The sequence below is a fragment of the Zooshikella ganghwensis genome, assembly GCF_018263875.1.
In the GTDB taxonomy this organism is placed as follows: Bacteria; Pseudomonadota; Gammaproteobacteria; order Pseudomonadales; family Zooshikellaceae; genus Zooshikella; species Zooshikella ganghwensis.
Genome location: NZ_JAEVHG010000003.1, coordinates 295,077 through 312,644, shown reverse-complemented (window position 1 = coordinate 312,644; position 17,568 = coordinate 295,077). Strand labels below are relative to the sequence as shown.

The 17,568-nt window shown below is 44.4% G+C and carries 19 protein-coding genes; 17 read left to right on the top strand and 2 right to left on the bottom strand.

Annotated elements, in window-relative coordinates:
- Positions 1-21 precede the first annotated feature (21 nt).
- The 7 genes from KHS79_RS07390 to murB all read left to right on the top strand — a co-directional run bounded on the left by KHS79_RS07390 (position 22) and on the right by murB (position 4,729).
- On the top strand, positions 22-660 hold the full coding sequence (locus KHS79_RS07390; RefSeq protein WP_094787518.1) for a MotA/TolQ/ExbB proton channel family protein: 639 nt from the start codon (positions 22-24) through the stop codon (positions 658-660).
- Positions 657-1,085, top strand: coding sequence for an ExbD/TolR family protein (locus KHS79_RS07385; protein ID WP_027708017.1), 429 nt, complete (start codon positions 657-659; stop codon positions 1,083-1,085). Before KHS79_RS07390 ends, KHS79_RS07385 begins: the two co-directional genes overlap by 4 nt.
- A gap of 48 nt (positions 1,086-1,133) precedes the next feature.
- Entirely contained in the window at positions 1,134-2,129 is a 996-nt protein-coding gene (gene lpxK / locus KHS79_RS07380; RefSeq protein ID WP_212717953.1) for a tetraacyldisaccharide 4'-kinase, read from the top strand.
- A 109-nt stretch (positions 2,130-2,238) separates the two neighbouring features.
- Positions 2,239-2,427: a Trm112 family protein gene (locus tag KHS79_RS07375; RefSeq protein ID WP_027708019.1), complete on the top strand. Its 189-nt coding sequence runs from the start codon at positions 2,239-2,241 to the stop codon at positions 2,425-2,427.
- Positions 2,428-2,469: 42 nt separating this feature from the next.
- On the top strand, positions 2,470-3,243 hold the full coding sequence (gene kdsB / locus KHS79_RS07370) for a 3-deoxy-manno-octulosonate cytidylyltransferase (protein ID WP_212717951.1): 774 nt from the start codon (positions 2,470-2,472) through the stop codon (positions 3,241-3,243).
- A gap of 5 nt (positions 3,244-3,248) precedes the next feature.
- Positions 3,249-3,719 (top strand): low molecular weight protein-tyrosine-phosphatase, encoded by a 471-nt coding sequence (locus KHS79_RS07365; protein WP_325167574.1) that lies wholly within the window; start codon positions 3,249-3,251, stop codon positions 3,717-3,719.
- Complete coding sequence (gene murB / locus KHS79_RS07360) at positions 3,716-4,729, top strand: UDP-N-acetylmuramate dehydrogenase (RefSeq protein WP_325167570.1); 1,014 nt, start codon at positions 3,716-3,718, stop codon at positions 4,727-4,729. The genes KHS79_RS07365 and murB overlap by 4 nt, the downstream gene beginning before the upstream one ends.
- A 111-nt stretch (positions 4,730-4,840) precedes the next feature.
- Here the strand turns inward: murB and rne are convergent, their stop codons facing one another.
- Positions 4,841-7,744 carry a ribonuclease E gene (gene rne, locus KHS79_RS07355; protein ID WP_212717949.1) on the bottom strand — a complete coding sequence of 968 codons (2,904 nt, stop codon included), beginning with the start codon at positions 7,742-7,744 and terminating at the stop codon, positions 4,841-4,843.
- A 592-nt stretch (positions 7,745-8,336) separates the two neighbouring features.
- Between rne and rluC the strand changes: the two genes are divergently transcribed.
- Genes rluC through KHS79_RS07340 form a run of 3 tightly spaced genes read left to right on the top strand, consistent with a single transcriptional unit; the run spans position 8,337 to position 11,101 of the window.
- Complete coding sequence (gene rluC / locus KHS79_RS07350) at positions 8,337-9,311, top strand: 23S rRNA pseudouridine(955/2504/2580) synthase RluC (protein WP_212717947.1); 975 nt, start codon at positions 8,337-8,339, stop codon at positions 9,309-9,311.
- Complete coding sequence (locus KHS79_RS07345) at positions 9,308-9,970, top strand: HAD family hydrolase (RefSeq protein ID WP_212717945.1); 663 nt, start codon at positions 9,308-9,310, stop codon at positions 9,968-9,970. Before rluC ends, KHS79_RS07345 begins: the two co-directional genes overlap by 4 nt.
- A 30-nt stretch (positions 9,971-10,000) precedes the next feature.
- Entirely contained in the window at positions 10,001-11,101 is a 1,101-nt protein-coding gene (locus KHS79_RS07340) for a S49 family peptidase (RefSeq protein ID WP_212717943.1), read from the top strand.
- An 85-nt stretch (positions 11,102-11,186) separates the two neighbouring features.
- On the opposite strand, the gene KHS79_RS07335 is transcribed toward KHS79_RS07340, so the two are convergent.
- Positions 11,187-11,798, bottom strand: a complete 612-nt coding sequence (locus tag KHS79_RS07335; RefSeq protein WP_212717941.1) for a Maf family protein — start codon at positions 11,796-11,798, stop codon at positions 11,187-11,189.
- A gap of 218 nt (positions 11,799-12,016) precedes the next feature.
- On the opposite strand from KHS79_RS07335, the gene KHS79_RS07330 reads away from it, so the two are divergent.
- The 7 genes from KHS79_RS07330 to fabF all read left to right on the top strand — a co-directional run bounded on the left by KHS79_RS07330 (position 12,017) and on the right by fabF (position 17,563).
- Positions 12,017-12,553, top strand: a complete 537-nt coding sequence (locus tag KHS79_RS07330) for a YceD family protein (RefSeq protein WP_027708682.1) — start codon at positions 12,017-12,019, stop codon at positions 12,551-12,553.
- Positions 12,554-12,577: 24 nt separating this feature from the next.
- Complete coding sequence (rpmF, locus tag KHS79_RS07325) at positions 12,578-12,760, top strand: 50S ribosomal protein L32 (RefSeq protein ID WP_027708681.1); 183 nt, start codon at positions 12,578-12,580, stop codon at positions 12,758-12,760.
- Positions 12,761-12,763: 3 nt separating this feature from the next.
- Positions 12,764-13,774, top strand: coding sequence for a phosphate acyltransferase PlsX (gene plsX / locus KHS79_RS07320; RefSeq protein ID WP_094787509.1), 1,011 nt, complete (start codon positions 12,764-12,766; stop codon positions 13,772-13,774).
- 237 nt (positions 13,775-14,011) lie between these two features.
- Entirely contained in the window at positions 14,012-14,956 is a 945-nt protein-coding gene (fabD, locus tag KHS79_RS07315; protein WP_212717939.1) for an ACP S-malonyltransferase, read from the top strand.
- Positions 14,957-14,982: 26 nt separating this feature from the next.
- A complete protein-coding gene (fabG, locus tag KHS79_RS07310; RefSeq protein WP_027708678.1) occupies positions 14,983-15,720 on the top strand; it encodes a 3-oxoacyl-ACP reductase FabG in 738 nt (245 codons plus the stop codon).
- Positions 15,721-15,886: 166 nt separating this feature from the next.
- Positions 15,887-16,120 carry an acyl carrier protein gene (gene acpP, locus KHS79_RS07305; protein WP_027708677.1) on the top strand — a complete coding sequence of 78 codons (234 nt, stop codon included), beginning with the start codon at positions 15,887-15,889 and terminating at the stop codon, positions 16,118-16,120.
- Positions 16,121-16,321: 201 nt separating this feature from the next.
- A complete protein-coding gene (gene fabF, locus KHS79_RS07300) occupies positions 16,322-17,563 on the top strand; it encodes a beta-ketoacyl-ACP synthase II (protein WP_212717937.1) in 1,242 nt (413 codons plus the stop codon).
- Positions 17,564-17,568 lie beyond the last annotated feature (5 nt).

Below are 17,568 nucleotides of genomic sequence, written 5' to 3'. Positions count from 1 at the left end.
CGAAAATGAAGGGGAGAAGTCGTGTTCGAGATCATCAAAGCCGGTGGATGGCTAATGTGGCCAATCCTGATTTGTTCGGTGATGGCGTTGGCAATTTGCATTGAACGTATTTGGACGTTACGTGCGACCAAAATTGCCCCCAAGCATACTCTAGCCTTAGTCTGGAAGTGGATCAAAAATAAGCAGTTAGATTCTAAGAAGCTTAAAGAGTTAAAAAGCAACTCTCCTCTTGGAGAAATTTTGGCGGCAGGTTTAGCCAACTCCAAGCATGGTCGGGAGATCATGAAAGAAAGTATTTCTGAAGCAGCTGCTCGTGTTATCCATGAGTTAGAGCGTTATCTGAATACCCTCGGAACGATTGCTGCCATTGCTCCGCTATTGGGCCTATTAGGTACTGTGTTAGGTATGATCGAAGTATTTAACCAGATTGGTGCTGCCAGTGCGTTAGGCAATGTTGATAGCTTAGCGGGCGGTATTTCCAAAGCACTGATTACTACTGCTGCAGGTTTAACAGTTGCAATTCCTTCGTTAATGTTTCATCGGTTTTTTGTTCGTCGTGTGGATGAACTGGTAGTGACGATGGAACAGGAGGCCACTAAGTTAGTTGAGGTGGTTCATGGCGATCGTGAAGTGGACTATAGCGAGGTAGGAAAGCAGTGAAATTCCAGCGTCAGACCAGGGAAGATGTTTCCGTCAATTTGACGCCTTTGATAGACGTGGTTTTTTTATTGCTGATTTTCTTTATGGTCACGACTACGTTTACTAAAGAGTCTCACCTGGAAATCGATCTACCTGAAGCCTCAGGTAAACAAGTGGCTGAGCAACCCAAGCAGATAGAAATACTGATTAACCGGCAGGGAAATTACGCTGTGAATTCCCAGGCTCTTGTTAATAATTCTATAGCCACCATCAAAAATGCTTTGCAAAAGGTATCTAACGGAGACACTAGCTTACCTTTAGTCATTACTGCTGATGCGAACACCCCTTATCAAGCTGTAGTAACCGCAATGGATGCAGCAGGGCAAATGGGGTTTGTGCATTTGCGTGTAACCACGAAGCAAAAAGCAGAAGAGTCATCTCCATAATTAAAAGGGCTTTTAATAAGCCCTTTTAATTTTGTGCCGAGTTTTTTAATGTCAATAAAACAGTGCATAACTCAAGCCTGGTATCAGGGGAGTAAGTGGCTATATCCACTATACCCATTGAGTTATTTATTTAAATGTATTGCCCGCCAACGTCGAAAACGCTTCTTATCCTTGCCACCTCCAGCATTATCTAAACCCGTTATAGTTGTTGGAAATATTACTGTGGGTGGTACAGGAAAAACCCCTGTAGTGGCCGCTATTGTTCAGCAATTACAAAAGCAGGGTTTGCAGGTCGGTATTATTAGCCGGGGGTATGGTGGCAATGCAACACAGTACCCGTTGGATGTTAATGACCAAATAGACCCCTTACTATGTGGTGATGAACCACTTATGTTAAGGCAAATAACAAAGGTACCTGTAGTGGTTGCTCCTTACCGGTATCAAGCTGCTCAATATCTAATACAACAGTATGCAGTAGATATTATTGTTGCTGATGATGGCTTACAGCACTATCGGCTGCCACGAGATATTGAGGTAGTTGTCATTGATGGACAGCGAGGGATGGGTAATGGTCACTGTTTACCTATGGGGCCACTCAGAGAACCCGTTGACAGGTTACACTCAGTGGATTTTGTGATTTGCAATGGTGCTTATCAGCCAAAAAGCAACTTACCCGTCTCTGTATTTGAAATGCAGCTTAACCCGGTCAAGCTTTATAATTTAAAGACAGGTGAAGCATATGACGTTCATCATTGGCAGGGGAAAACGGTAGAGGCTGTCGCGGGCATTGGTAATCCCCACCGTTTTTTTGAGACACTGGATAATCTTGGCATTAAGCCTAGGAAGCATGTTTTTGCTGATCATCATCAATATAAGGTAGAGGATTTAGCATTTAACAGTGATCATCCTATTATTATGACCACCAAAGATGCCGTAAAATGCAGTGCATTTGCGAGTGAGCGTTGTTGGTGTCTTGTTGTTGAGGCTGAATTACCAGAGGCATTTTGGACATCATTTTTAGCTAAAACGGCTAGCCTTGCATAATCAGTGGTAATGAACTTATTAATAGGTGTGGTTTTTCGAATGTGTGTAACGACTGATGTAACGTTTTTGGCTGGCAAGCAGATAATGAGCTAGTAAACAGGGGAGAGGAATGGATAAAAAACTATTTGAAATATTAGCCTGTCCACTTTGTAAGGGGGCGCTTTATTATGCCCGTGAGCAACAGGAATTAGTTTGTCGACAGGATGGACTCGCATTTCCTATTCGTGATGATATTCCTGTGATGCTTGAGTCGGAAGCTCGAACTTTGACAACTGAAGAGCGGCTTCAAAAAAAATAACAGCAAGATTGGTTTTATTAACTTTACTAGATTTGATGATATATGAACTCAACGGACTACACCGTTATTATTCCCGCACGCTATGCATCAAGCCGATTACCTGCCAAACCATTGGCAGATATTGCAGGAAAGCCAATGGTGCAGCGTGTTTATGAGCAAGCCTGTGCAAGTAATGCAAAACGTGTGGTTATTGCAACAGACCATCCTGATATCGTGGCTGCTGTTCAGAAGTTTGGTGCTGAAGTGTGCTTAACAGATGCTGACCATCCATCTGGCACTGATCGATTGCAGCAAGCGGCCAGTGAGCTAGGGCTGGATGATGATGCTGTTGTGGTTAATGTGCAAGGGGATGAGCCGCTTATTCCTCCAGCGTTAATCGACCAGGTTGCACATAACCTACGTAATGATCGTGATGCTGTGATGGCAACTCTTTGTCAGCCGATTACTGAGCTGGAAATGATGCTAAACCCGAATGTGGTTAAAGTAGTGACAGATGCCAAGCAACATGCACTATATTTTTCAAGAGCAGCTATACCATGGCCTAGAGATGAGTTTGCAGGCCAGCCGCAAAACCTTCCTGCGGGCTTGCCCGTAGCCCACCATATTGGCATCTATGCTTATCGTGTTAGCCTACTCAATGATTTTGTTTCTTGGGGAAGTTGCTTATTAGAGCGAACAGAGGCATTGGAGCAGCTACGTGTATTATGGCATGGTAAGAAAATTCATGTTGCACAAGCGCTGGTAACGCCACCACGAGGTGTGGATACAAAAGATGATTTGCTACGGGTTTGCCAGCTGTTAGGGGAATCGAATTGATTAAGGTGATGTTTGTTTGCCTGGGCAATATCTGTCGTTCACCCACAGCCCATGGTGTTTTTTTGCATATGGTGAAGAGAAAAGGCCTCGCTGACCAAATAGAGGTCATGTCAGCAGGGACCTCTGCCTACCATATCGGTGAGCAACCTGATACACGAAGTCAGCAAGTTGCTGCTGCCAGGGGTTATGATTTATCAATGATTCGGGCACAACAGTTTATTCAGGAAGACTTTTTTTCAGCAAACTTTGTTCTGGCCATGGATAAAAGTAATTTAGCTTGTTTGCGTGAGCTGTGTCCTCAGGGGCACGAGCAGAAGTTACAGTTGTTTTTAAACTATGCAGGTGTGAATCAGCTAGAAGTGCCTGATCCTTATTATGGTGGTCCTGATGGCTTTAGCGATGTACTTGATCTTGTAGAGCAAGGTGCAAACGGGTTGCTTAAGCATATTTGTCAGCAGTACAGGATTCCATTGTGATAGGTCAGTTAACACTTAAACCTGCCTCCCTTAAGCCATGGCATACCCTAGGTTTTGATGTCAAGGCTAAAGGGATTGTTAATGTTTATAGTGAAGCGGATATTTATCACGTTCTCTCTTTTGCTAAGCAGCAGGGCCTATCTGTCCTTCCTTTGGGGGAGGGTAGCAATACTATTTTTGCAAAAGATTTTGCGGGAATAGTAATGCGTGTTTGTATACAAGGACGGCGTATTGAGCAGGGAGTAGACGGCAGGTTAATGGTTTATGGCGCGGCCGGTGAAAACTGGCATAGCTTTGTACGTTGGACATTAGCGCAAGGCGCTTATGGTTTAGAAAATCTATCTTTAATTCCTGGCACTGTGGGTGCCAGCCCTATTCAAAATATTGGGGCGTATGGAGTAGAAGTTAAAGATGTGATTGATTGGGTGCGTTACATTGATATTGCTTCAGGTGAAGTCATACAGTTGAGTGCGAGTGACTGCTTGTTTGGTTATCGAGATAGTATTTTTAAGCAACAGCTCAGAGATCAAATTGTGATTACAGAAGTTGCTTTTCGTTTGTCTTCAGTTTTTACGCCAAACCTGTCTTATGCAGGATTACAAGGCAGCCATGCCGCTGATGCTTTGCAGTTAAGTGATTATATTGTCGGTGTTCGAAAAGCTAAGCTACCAGATCCACAAACGTTAGGTAATGTGGGGAGTTTTTTTAAAAACCCAATTATTCCTGCAGAACATTACCAGGCGCTAAAGGAGAAATTCCCTAACCTAGTCGCTTATCCTGCTGAAGATGGATATTGGAAGCTGGCTGCTGGGTGGTTGATTGATCAGTGTGGCTTTAAAGGCACGCGTAAAGGGAATGTGGGAGTATATAAGCATCAAGCTTTGGTTTTGGTCCACTTTGGGGAGGGCTGTGTGGCAGATTTATTGTCACTTGCCTGGGATATTCAGCAACAGGTATGGCTACGTTTTTCCGTCAGAATGGAAATAGAACCCAGAATCTATCCTCAATAATCCTGTCTTAACGCAGTCAGATAAATAATGCTGCTGTCCCTTGAGTAAAACAAATAAAAGACTAAGAGCAACAGCAGGGCATTTCACCCTGCTGTTGCTTTTGATTATAAACTAAGCATCTCTTGATGCTTCTTCAACGGGCTCTGAAGGTGATACTTCTGATGCCTGTTTGGTTTGTGGTTTGGTGGTTTGGTAATCAACTACGGGTTCTAAGTTCATGACCGCAGAAGCACTTTTAGGAGGCTCTGTTGGTGTATGCAAAACTTCTGCTAAATCAGCAGCTAGATGAGTCGGTTTTGCACTGGGTGGTGTTGAGTCACCTTGTGCTGGTTGAGCAGAAGCACCGGTCTCTTGATTAGCATTTGCAGTATTATCACTAGCTGCCAGTCGTTGCTGTTTACGCTTGAGTCGAGGGTCGTTTAATGCTCTACCTCGGCGGCGTTTTGGCTTGCTACTGGCCTGAGTTTGCGCAGAAGCAGCTACAGATGATTCTGATGGACTCGCTTGTGATGTTGGTGTGGCTTCCTGAGCTGAGTTTACCTTTGGTTCCGCTGCTTTAGTATCAAAGACTGAAATGACAGGCTTATCATCCTCTTTATTGTCTTCTACCTTAGGCGAGCTAGCGACAGGTTTGGCATCTTTTTTGCCTGAGGCTGCTTCAGACTTTGGCTCAATAATAGCGGATGACGCGACAGCTTGAGCTGGTGAGTCTGCTACTTGAGTAGCTGTTTGCTGTATGGTTTCCTGTGGCTGCTCAGCGGTGGCTTGCCTATGAGAAGGCGAGGGTTTTTGTTCCTCACTAGCAGGCATCATGGTAGGCATCGCATCTTGCTTAACTTCATGAGCAGGTGCTTCGTAGGCAGCTGTTGCTGGTTTTGCCTGATTCGCATCATGCTGTGATGTCTCTGAGCTTGGTGCTTGAGTAATAGCTTCTTGCTCTCTTTGGTTATCATCCTTTTGACGCTGAGAGGGGCGATTACTCTTCCTTCTTTGGGGTTGACTACTGTTGTTACCCCTGGGACGACGCTTAGGGTTTGTGTTGTCAGTGTAAGTTTCAGTGGCAACTTCGCGTTGCTCTATCTGAACAGGCGCTTCTGTAGCAACTTGTGTTTCCCGCTCCCGGCGCTTTGGATTACGTTGTTGAGATTTTCCACGAGATCTGTCACCACGAGAGTCTGCTGAAAAATCTTTATTGCTAGTTCTTGGGCGGTCTTGATTATCTTGCTGACGAGAAGGCCGGCGACCACTTGGACGAGAGTCGCTCCGCTTGCCTTGAGGGCTGCGAGCTCTTCTATCTTCTTTTTGATCTAAGCTGGCGGGCTTTTCAGTAGGTGTTGACTCACCCGCAAACAAACCACTGATCGAACTCATGAGTGATTTGAACAGGCCAGGCTTGCTGGGTACGGGGGCTGGTTGAACAGGAGCAATATTTTTTACTACAGCTTCTTGGCGAACAGCTCGCCCAGCACTGAGCTCAATGCTTTCTGTCTCAATTTGGGGTTCTTGCTCGTAATTAAGCTCGTTTTCACTTTGGCCTACTTGATCTTCACGGAGGCGTTGGACTTCAAAGTGGGGGGTTTCAAGGTTAGGGTTCGGTATGATGATAACCTGAATAGCATTACGAGACTCAATATCGGCAATCGCAGCCCGCTTTTCATTCAGCAAGAAGGTAGCAACAACCACTGGCACCTGGGCGCGTATTTCAGCTGTGCGTTCTTTAAGTGCTTCTTCTTCTAAGACCCGAAGGATTGCTAGAGAGAGAGAGCCTACATCACGAATAATGCCTTGACCGTTACAGCGGGGGCAAACCACACCACTGGTTTCGCCAAGAGAGGGCCGAAGTCGCTGACGGGACATTTCCATTAAGCCGAAGCGCGAAATACGACCGACTTGGACACGGGCGCGATCCATTTGCAGAGAATCGCGCATCCGGGATTCAACTTCACGCTGATTGCGCAGTGGTCCCATATCAATGAAATCGATAACAACTAAGCCACCAATATCGCGCAGTCGAAGTTGACGCGCAATTTCATCTGCGGCTTCAAGGTTTGTCTGCAGGGCGGTTTCTTCAATATCCCCACCACGCGTGGCGCGGGCAGAGTTGATATCAATGGAGACAAGCGCCTCAGTAGGGTCTATCACAATAGAGCCACCTGAGGGTAATTTAACCTCGCGCTGGAATGCAGTCTCTATCTGGCTTTCTATCTGGAAGCGGTTGAAAAGTGGGATCGAGTCCTGGTAGAGCTTAATACGATTACGGTATTGAGGGATGACCTGTTCAACAAATCTTAATGCATCACTATAAACAGCTTCATCATCGACTAAGACCTCACCGATATCATGGCGCAGATAGTCACGGATAGCACGAATGATGACATTGCTTTCTTGATAAATCAGGAACGGTGCAGGCTGTTTTTGAGCTGCGTCTTTAATCGAGTTCCACAGATGGAGGAGATAGTCTAAGTCCCACTGTAATTCATCACGGGTACGTCCTAGGCCGGCTGTGCGAACTATAACGCCCATTTCTGATGGAATATTCAGCTGACTCATCGCTTCACGAAGCTCAGCCCGTTCTTCACCTTCAATACGGCGGGAAATACCTCCAGCCCGTGGGTTGTTTGGCATAAGCACGAGGTAGCGACCAGCGAGACTGACTAGTGTGGTGAGTGCTGCACCTTTGTTGCCGCGCTCTTCTTTATCTACCTGGATAATAACTTCTTGGCCTTCAGACACTACATTACGTATGTTAATGCGTCCCTGAATTTCATGCGGTTGCTTGGCAAAGTATTCTCGAGATATTTCTTTTAAAGGCAGGAAACCATGACGCTCAGCGCCAAAGTCTACAAATGCAGCTTCTAAGCTGGGCTCAATACGAGTAATGCGTCCTTTGTAAATATTGGCTTTTTTTTGCTCCCTTGCTCCAGACTCAATATCTAAATCATACAAGCGCTGCCCATCAACCAGCGCAACACGCAACTCTTCACGTTGAGTTGCATTAATTAACATTCTCTTCATATGGTTTGTAGTACCAATTATAGTTGCAACGCCATGAGCATCACATTGGCACCACCTATCATTGTTTTATTGTGAAGGTGCTATTTTAGGCCGCGCTCAGAAAATTAGGCTTTCTTAATGCTGAAGCGAGGTTAGCAAATTTATTTGGTCTAACGTCCCATTTTTGCAGATGCGTTGTGCGGCTTAGTGATATGTTGAAAGCCGCTGCAATTACCTGGCAAAAAGCCAATCTCCCACGTAGGTATGTGATTTATACGATTACATATGTGTTTGCGTCAGGATGATTGGGCGTCGCCACCTTTCACATATAAAGGCTGATATGTGGGCACATGTAAACTCAAGGCCCAGTGTTAAACTTAACGTATCAACAGTTATGTAACGATACGCCATTAATTGTATGTCTTGATGACTAGTTCAAATGGCATGAACAAATAGTGTGTATTGCCATTAATACGGTCAAGACAAAAAAAATTGCTGCTTTGCACCATTAAATGTTTGACTTTTGGCGCATTATTCCGATTATAGCAGGTCGCGAACTATATCAGTAATTCGTAAGTGCTTCAATCTGCTTAAAAACTATTACACTATTATTATGAGTAATGATTCAACTCTCCATGCAGTAACTGCTGCTGACTTTAGTCAAGTCCAGCACCTGGTCGTCACGGAAGAGTATGCCGGTCAGCGTATTGATAATATGTTAAAAGTCCTTTTGAAAGGGGTTCCTTTAACACACATCTATCGACTTCTACGTAAAGGTGAAATTCGTGTAAATAAATCGCGTATCAAGGCGCACTACCGGTTAGCACCAGGGGATCAGCTTCGACTTCCCCCGATTCGTGTTTCTGACTCAAAAGAAAAGCAGCCAAAGGCAAGGCCACTTCAACTGCAGCAAATTGAAGATGCCATTATTTATGAAGATAGTGGGCTGCTTGCGATCAATAAACCCACAGGCTTTGCAGTGCATGGTGGGAGTGGTATTAAGTTGGGTGTCATTGAAATTCTCAGGCAGTTGCGGCCACAGTGTAAGGTGCTTGAGCTCGTGCATCGATTGGATCGTGATACTTCGGGCTGTTTATTGATTGCCAAAAAGAAAAGTGTGTTACGGCATCTTCATCAGCAGCTACGAGATGATCAGGTGCATAAGGTCTATCATGCGCTGGTTGTGGGTCGCTGGCCTGCACGAAAAAAAATGATTAATGTGCCGTTGCAGAAAAACACATTGCAGTCTGGTGAACGCATGGTGAAGGCCGATAGTGCGGGTAAGCCATCCTCAACAGAATTCCGAGTGTTAACACGTTATAAATCGGCGACCCTGATGGAGGCGAAACCTATAACCGGACGAACGCATCAAATACGGGTTCATTCACAATATGCTGGGCATCCAATTATTGGGGATGAAAAGTATGGGGTGGAGGAAGTGAATAGCACTATGCGCGGCATAGGCATTAAGCGTCTTTTCCTTCATGCAGCAGCCATCACCTTTATCTTGCCCGAAACAGGTAAGCCCTTTACCATATCCGCCCCACTACCTGATGACTTGCAGAAAGGTTTGAGTTGTTTGCAATGAAGTCCTCTTATCAAGCTATTATTTTTGACTGGGATGGTACGTTGTTAGATTCAACGTTAGCCATTGCTGAGAGCCTGAAAGCCGCAGCTACCGATTTACAACTGCCCGTGCTTTCCAGAACTGACTACCAGAATATTATTGGGTTAGGGCTAGCAGAGGCCTTGCAGACGTTATACCCCGATTTGTCTGGTGAACAGTGGCAGGTTGATATGCGAGAGCGCTATAGCTATTACTTCCGCCAGTGGGAGCAGCAACAGTTAGCTTGTTTTGAGGGAGTTGTCCATGGGTTGCCAAGCCTTAGGCAAGCCGGTTTTGCTTTGGCTGTCGCTACAGGTAAAAGTCGCCATGGTCTAAATCGAGCATTAGCAGCAAAAAACTGGGATGACTTATTTGCGGTGACACGGTGTGCTGATGAAACTCATTCTAAACCCCACCCTCAAATGCTATGGGAAATTCTAGAGGTTCTTCAGCTTGACCCTCAGCAAGCGTTTATGGTGGGTGATACTGAGTTTGATATGGCAATGGCGTCAGCTATTGGTATGGACTGTGTGGCTGTCAGTTATGGTGCTCATCATCTGGATCGGCTGTTGAAATATCAGCCTGTTCTCTGTGTTGACCATTTTAGTGAGCTTGTTGCGTGGCTACATGAAAGGGCCTAGCGCTTTAATATTGCATTTTAGGGTGTTGAGATGACAGACAGTACAAACAGACCTGACTCCGAAAATAAGCCGTGGCGAGAGGAAGAAAGCTCACCAGGAGCTGATGAGGCATCTGCTGTGGCTAAGCCTGGACATGAAACATCTACTATCAAAGAGACGGATTTGGGGCAAAATAGTCAAAGAGCAGGTAGTGGAAATAAAGAGTGGCAGCTTATTGAAGGTTTAGTGGGTGGCATCTTAGTTGAGAAACGTCGTACTCGACGTTGGGGAATATTTTTTAAATTACTGACATTTATTTATCTTTTTGTCTTGCTTTATTTGTTTACCCTGGGTGGTATTAGCAAAGATGCAATGGTCAAGTCAGGTGATCATACAGCGCTGGTTGAAATTAGTGGTGTCATCGCTGCTGATGAGGCTGCTAATGCAGATAGTATTGTGACGGGGCTGCGTGCTGCGTTTAAAGATAAGCACACTAAAGCTGTAATTTTACGTATTAATAGTCCTGGTGGTTCCCCCGTGCAAGCGGGCTACGTTTATGATGAAATTAAGCGTCTGCGTGGCTTGCATCCAGATATTAAAGTTTATGCAGTGATTATGGATCTGGGCGCATCAGGTGCTTATTACATTGCTGCTGCTGCGGATGAAATATATGCAGATAAAGCCAGTCTGGTAGGTTCAATCGGTGTTGTGGCTTCTGGCTTTGGCTTTGTTGACGCTATGGATAAAGTAGGTGTCAGTCGCCGGGTGTACACGGCAGGAGAGCATAAAGGTTTCTTGGATCCCTTTTTGCCGCAGAACAACTCAGAAACAGAATTCTGGCAGACGGTACTTAATACCACGCACCAGCAATTCATTGACAGTGTTAAAAAAGGGCGGGGTGAGCGACTTAAAGATGACCCTAAACTCTTTAGCGGCTTGGTTTGGTCAGGTGAGCAAGCGCTTTCCCTAGGCTTGATTGATGGCCTTGGTAGTGCCAGTTATGTCGCCAGAGATATTGTTAAGCAGGAAAATATTGTTGACTTCACTCCTCAGGAAAATCCCTTTGAGCGCTTTGTTGAAGGATTAGGGGCAAGTATGGGGAATGCCATCAGTAACAAGCTTGGCTTATCTCAAGAAATGAAGTTGCGCTAGTAGAATACCAAACTGCTTGCAATAGCCTTTAACTGCTGTTTGGTGTTGCAAGCAATTATTGTTTTACTCTGTTGTTAATAATTGCTTATTTTTGCAGTAACAATGGATTAACCCCAAATTCCTTTAGCAGGCTGACCAGTTGAATAAGTGGCAGGCCAATCAGGGTGTTTGGATCTTGGCTGTTGATATACTCAAATAAAGCAATCCCAAGCCCTTCGCACTTAAAGCTTCCCGCGCAGTCTAGAGGCTGCTCCTGTTCTATATAATCCTGTATTTCTTGATCTGTAAGTTCGCGAAACTTTACGACCACAGGCTCCACAACGGTTTTATGTTGCTGTAGCTTGCTATCCAGAACGCATAGACCTGTAAAAAAGGTTACCTGACGCCCTTGACAGTGTTGCAGTTGACTAAATGCGGTGGTCTTGTCTAGCGGCTTGGTAAGAATCTGATCATCAAGCGCTGCAACCTGGTCTGAACCAATAATCAATGCTTCAGGATGCAGAGGTGACAGAGCATAGGCTTTGGCGGTTGCTAATCGATAAGCAAGCTGACTGGCAATTTCACCCTGTTCGGGTTGTTCATCGATATCAGGTGCGCAGGCGGTGAATGAAATATTGAGACGTTGCAGTAACTGCTGTCGATAGCGAGAGGATGAAGCAAGAATGATGGGCTTGGAGGGTGGTGAAGTAGCATTCATAGACTAAAGGGGGCTATTAATAGAAATGTAGTCATGCGCAATTTAGCTAAAAAAATTACACTACGCGCGTGAGTTTTGTTTATGCTGCATAATAACAGTAATTTTAAAGCCATTTTAAGGGAGTGTTGTTTCATTCAGTATATAGCTTAAAGTACATAAGGCTTATTCCATTAAAATCTTTTGACAGATACCATCCATATCCCTATCATTGCGCGCTTATGTTAACTGGGCAATTACCAATAAGTATTAATCCTCGCAAACTGGCACATGCTGAAACCCGCATTGCAGGCAGCATTTTAGTGACTGACCTGCCCAGGTTTGCTGAGGCAATAATAGATCCTGAAGGAGAAGTGGCGCTCGATCTGCAGTTTTTGCAAGATGAAGAGGGCTTCTATGTCGTTCAGGGCTCATTGTCTGTAGAGGTAAAGTTGACGTGTCAACGTTGCTTGCAAGTTATGCACTTACCTTTATCTGTGACTTGTAGTTTAGCTATTGTTTGGCATGAGGAAGCTGCAAAGGCGGTTCCAGCGCACTATGACCCTGTTATTGTTGCAGAAACTAATGTGGCGTTAACAGATTTGGTAGAAGACGAGCTCATATTGGCACTACCAATTGTTGCAAGACATGAGCAAACAGATTGTCACTTTGAAGGCAACGTTGAGGCATCTGATCAAGATGGTGATAACACTGAATCAAGTACATCATCTAAAGAAAACCCTTTTCAGGTGTTGGCATCGTTAAAAACTGATACCTAATTAAATTTAATCAGGAGCTAAAGCATGGCTGTTCAACAGAACCGTAAAACTCGTTCTAAGCGTGGTATGCGTCGTGCGCATGATGGACTCTCTACTGCTGCGTTAAGTCTTGACGCTAATACAGGTGAGACTCATCGCCGTCATCACGTTTCTCCAGATGGTTTCTATCGTGGTCGTAAAGTTGTATCTAGCAACGACGACGAGTAATTCTTGACCACGATTGCCTTTGATGTGATGGGTGGGGATTATGGTCCCCACGTTTCATTGACAGCAGCCCTCCAATGCCTCTCAACTCATCCTCACCTTAAACTCCTGTTAGTGGGTGATGCTGCAGTTATTGGTGAGCTGCTGGGTGATCGTTTTGCTCAGGTGCAACAGAGGCTACAAGTGATTCATGCACCTGAAGTAATTTCTATGGCTGATAAGCCTGTGCAAGCCATGCGCATGAAAAAAAAAGCTTCTATGCGTGTTGCTTTAGAGTTAGTTGCAGAAGGGCAGGCTCAAGCCTGCGTCAGTGCGGGTAATACTGGCGCTCTAATGGCGTTAGGTAAAGTTATAGTACGTACTTTGCCTGGTATTGATCGACCAGCAATTATTACTCGTTTACCCATAGAGCAATGCGTGACGTATTTGCTCGATATTGGTGCCAATGTTGGATGTAGTGCTGATCAGCTTTATCAGTTTGCGGTGATGGGCAGCTGCTTAGTCCGCTTGCTACACGACATACCGGATCCAAAGGTAAGTTTACTCAATGTCGGCGTTGAAGAAACTAAAGGTAATGAGCCTGTTCGTTTAGCTGCTCAGTTACTACAGGGTAATGACGACATTAATTATAGTGGTTTTGTTGAAGGCGATGATATTTACAAAAATAAAGTAAATGTTGTCGTTTGTGATGGTTTTGTTGGCAATGTTGCATTAAAAGTAAGTGAAGGCTTGGCCGCATACATAAAAAATACGGTTATTAATGCCTTTCAAAAGGTCTGGTGGGGGAGGCTGCTAGCTTTGCTTGCCCAGCCAGTACTAAAGACCATACAGCAGCAACTGGACCCCAGGTACTACAATGGTGCAAGCTTGCTGGGCTTGCAGGGGGTTGTGGTTAAAAGCCATGGGGCTGCAGATGCCCTGGCATTACAGCAGGCTATTGGTCTAGCGGTTTATGAAGTTGAAAAGAGTATTCCTGACTTGTTGTCTAAAGAGCTGGAAAAAATATTAGTATCATAAATTTTGTTATTCAGTTTTTTTGATCACAATGTGGATAGTATTAGGTTTTTAGTGCAGAAAGATTGAATTAAAAGGGCTATCAGTTTACATTTTTTTGGTAATTATTCGGTATATTATTCAAGGCTAAATGCTGCAATATAACTTTGTAATTTTCCAGCAACATATTTTTACTATGAGTCTCATTTGCCATCGCCTATAATTGGCGCGCACTTATAAACTGAGAAGAATTTCATTGTTATGAGTAAAATTGCGTTTGTTTTTCCGGGGCAAGGTTCACAACAAGTTGGTATGCTGCAACTGTTGGCTGATCAATACCCTGAGATCAATGAAACCCTGACAGAAGCTTCTGATGCGCTTAGTTTAGATTTGCGCGAGCTGATTTTTACAGGGCCAGCTGATGTATTAAATCAAACTGAAAACACACAACCTGCTTTATTAGCATCAAGTGTTGCAATTTGGCGTGTATGGCAGTCTTTAGGTGGCACTAAACCAGTGTTTATGGCAGGTCATAGCTTGGGTGAGTATTCAGCCCTTGTATGCGCTAAAAGTATCAGTTTAGTAGATGCGGTTCGTCTAGTTAGACGTCGTGGTCAGTTAATGCAAGCTGCTGTTCCTGATGGACAGGGTGCGATGGCTGCCGTTCTGGGCTTAGATGATAATATTGTGCAGCAGGCTTGTGATCAGGCAGCAGAAGCAGGGTTAGTTTCCCCTGTCAATTACAATTCACCTGGTCAGGTTGTTATTGCTGGACAAGCTGCAGCTGTGGATAAAGCCATCAGTGAAGTTGAGGCCTTGGGTGCAAAGAAGGTGGTAAAGCTTTCTGTGAGTGTTCCTTCGCACTGTGAGCTGATGAAGCCTGCAGCAGAACAGCTGGCAGATGTGCTATCAAGTATTGATATCGCTGTACCTGAAATTTCAGTAGTGCAAAATGTTTCAGGGCAAATTGCAGAAACACCAGAAGTTATTAGAACTCAGTTGATTGAGCAGTTATATAGCCCAGTTCAGTGGGTGGCTACAGTCAATACAATGCTTGCAGCTGAGGTTGACACGATTATCGAATGTGGACCTGGCAAAGTATTATCAGGTTTAAATAAGCGAATTCAGCGTAAATTGCAGGTGTCATCTTTAGAAACACCTGAATTGATGAGTAAAATGATCTCATCAACAAGCGTCGCGGTATAAGTGTTTAGAAAAAAGGTGAAAAACACATGCAAGGTAAAGTCGCCCTAGTTACTGGAGCAACGCGCGGTATAGGTAAAGCCATTGCGGAGCAGTTAGGGCTTGCAGGTGCAACTGTTATTGGTACTGGAACATCAAGTGATAGTGCTGATCGAATTTCTGCAGCATTGGCTGAAAAAAATATTGCGGGCCGTGGCTACGCAATGGACGTGACCGATGCAGAACAAGTTGATGCTGTTATTAAGCAAATAACAGAAGAATTTGGCGCACCACTGATTGTTGTCAATAATGCGGGAATTACCCGTGATAATTTAATGCTTCGCTTAAAGCTTGAAGATTGGCAGCAAGTATTGGATACCAACTTAACGTCTGCGTTTCGAATTTCTAAAGCGTGCTTAAAGGCAATGACCAAAGCACGTTGGGGACGGATTATTAATGTGAGTTCTGTAGTCGGCTCAATGGGTAATGCTGGGCAAAGCAACTATGCTGCATCTAAAGCAGGCATTGAAGGTTTTACTCGTGCATTAGCCCGTGAAATTGGAGCAAGAGGAATTACTGTTAATGCTGTCGCCCCAGGTTTCATTGATACCGACATGACGCGAGAATTACCAGAAGCTCACCGAGCAAAACTGCTTGAGCAAATTCCTTTAAATCGCTTAGGTAATCCTGCTGAGATTGCCTCTGTGGTTGCTTTTCTGGCTGGGGATGCTGCAGCTTATGTGACGGGTGAGACCGTGCATGTCAACGGTGGTATGTACATGGGTTAACCCAGTATTGGCTTTATTTGTGAAAGCATAATAAAGCCAATGCATTTAAATTTTTGCGGTTATTTAAAGTTGCTGGTTGATTGTTAAACTTGCAATTTTTACAGTCGGTTTTATAAACTTACACAGCAGCAAGGCTGCATCTGTTTACATAGGAGCAAAACTAGGTATGAGTACCATTGAAGAGCGCGTCAAAAAAATTGTTTGTGAACAGCTTAGTGTTAAAGAAGAAGAAGTAACTAACAATGCTTCATTCGTTGAAGATCTTGGCGCAGACTCACTGGACACTGTTGAGTTGGTAATGGCCCTTGAGGAAGAATTTGAAACTGAAATTCCTGATGAGGAAGCAGAAAAAATTACTACTGTGCAAGAAGCAATTGATTACATTATCGCTAATCAATAATCCCTTCTAGTTTTTCGATTAAATAAAAGCCGCTTCTGCATTTTGTAGAGCGGCTTTTATATTATTTAGTAATGCCTACACGTATAAATAATGAGCGGTTTTATTCTACTGAAGAATACGACATTTGCCATATACATACGATACTGGAAGTATACAGCTGTTCTAAAGGCATTGTTATATTGTGTAGAGAGGAGAGCTTAGGTGTCTCGTAGAAGAGTGGTGGTCACCGGTCTTGGTTTAATCAGTCCACTCGGCAATGATGTCGAAAGTTGCTGGCAAAATATTTTAGCAGGTAAAAGCGGCATTTCCCCAGTTGAACATCTTGATGTTCCATCCCTAAATACCCGCTTTGCTGGCATGGTTAACGATTTTGATATTGAGACCTACATGTCAGCTAAAGAGGCGCGCAAAGTAGACGTATTTATTCAGTATGGTATTGCTGCGGCTTCTCAGGCGATTTATGACGCTAAGTTATCTGTTTCAACTGAAAATGCACACCGTATTGGTGTGGCAATTGGCTCAGGAATTGGTGGTTTATCTACTATTGAGCGAAATGCGCAAGTGATTGTTGAGGCGGGTGCGCGCCGTATATCTCCTTTCTTTGTTCCTGGGTCCGTTATTAATATGGTAAGCGGCCAAGTTTCGATGCGTTTTGGCTTAAAGGGGCCAAATTATGCGTTGGCGACAGCATGTACCACAGGCACTCACTGTTTGGGAATGGCGGCTCGAAATATCATGTATGGGGAAGCTGATGTTATGGTGGCTGGCGGTGCAGAAAAAGCATCCTGTGCATTAGGTATGGCGGCGTTTGGTGCTGCACGTGCACTTTCTACCCGTAATGATAGCCCGCAGCAAGCGAGTCGCCCCTGGGATAAAGATCGTGATGGTTTTGTGCTAAGTGATGGCGCAGGTGTTTTGGTTTTAGAAGAACTTGAACATGCAAAGCGTAGGGGGGCAAAAATCTATGCGGAGCTAACAGGCTTTGGCATGAGCGGTGATGCATTTCATGTGACAGCGCCCCCAGAAGATGGAGAAGGTGCAGCCTTTTCTATGAAAAATGCTTTGCTGGACGCGCAACTCAACCCTGAGGATATTGATTATATTAATGCGCATGGTACTTCAACCCCTGTAGGGGATATAGCGGAAACCCGTGCGGTTAAGAGCGTTTTTGCAGGTCAAGCCTATAAACTTGCTATAAGCTCAACTAAATCAATGACTGGACATTTGTTGGGAGCTGCGGGTGCTGTTGAAGCTCTATTTACAGTATTGTCACTGCATCAACAAATAGCTCCACCAACAATTAACCTGGATAACCCTGATGATGAGTGTGATTTAGATTATGTTCCTCATCACGCAAAGCCCTTACAAATTCGTCATGCAATATCAAACTCTTTTGGGTTTGGTGGCACCAATGGTACGTTGGTTTTTTCTCGATCTGATTAGAATAA

Excerpts from the sequence above, each read along its gene's own strand:
- fabD (WP_212717939.1), top strand. The coding sequence starts at position 14,012 with ATGAGTAAAATTGCGTTTGTTTTTCCGGGGCAAGGTTCACAACAAGTT.
- fabG (WP_027708678.1), top strand. The coding sequence starts at position 14,983 with ATGCAAGGTAAAGTCGCCCTAGTTACTGGAGCAACGCGCGGTATAGGT.
- KHS79_RS07330 (WP_027708682.1), top strand. The coding sequence starts at position 12,017 with ATGTTAACTGGGCAATTACCAATAAGTATTAATCCTCGCAAACTGGCA.
- KHS79_RS07345 (WP_212717945.1), top strand. The coding sequence starts at position 9,308 with ATGAAGTCCTCTTATCAAGCTATTATTTTTGACTGGGATGGTACGTTG.
- acpP (WP_027708677.1), top strand. The coding sequence starts at position 15,887 with ATGAGTACCATTGAAGAGCGCGTCAAAAAAATTGTTTGTGAACAGCTT.
- rne (WP_212717949.1), bottom strand. The coding sequence starts at position 7,744 with ATGAAGAGAATGTTAATTAATGCAACTCAACGTGAAGAGTTGCGTGTT.
- rpmF (WP_027708681.1), top strand. The coding sequence starts at position 12,578 with ATGGCTGTTCAACAGAACCGTAAAACTCGTTCTAAGCGTGGTATGCGT.
- KHS79_RS07340 (WP_212717943.1), top strand. The coding sequence starts at position 10,001 with ATGACAGACAGTACAAACAGACCTGACTCCGAAAATAAGCCGTGGCGA.
- kdsB (WP_212717951.1), top strand. The coding sequence starts at position 2,470 with ATGAACTCAACGGACTACACCGTTATTATTCCCGCACGCTATGCATCA.
- rluC (WP_212717947.1), top strand. The coding sequence starts at position 8,337 with ATGAGTAATGATTCAACTCTCCATGCAGTAACTGCTGCTGACTTTAGT.
- KHS79_RS07375 (WP_027708019.1), top strand. The coding sequence starts at position 2,239 with ATGGATAAAAAACTATTTGAAATATTAGCCTGTCCACTTTGTAAGGGG.
- KHS79_RS07335 (WP_212717941.1), bottom strand. The coding sequence starts at position 11,798 with ATGAATGCTACTTCACCACCCTCCAAGCCCATCATTCTTGCTTCATCC.
- lpxK (WP_212717953.1), top strand. The coding sequence starts at position 1,134 with ATGTCAATAAAACAGTGCATAACTCAAGCCTGGTATCAGGGGAGTAAG.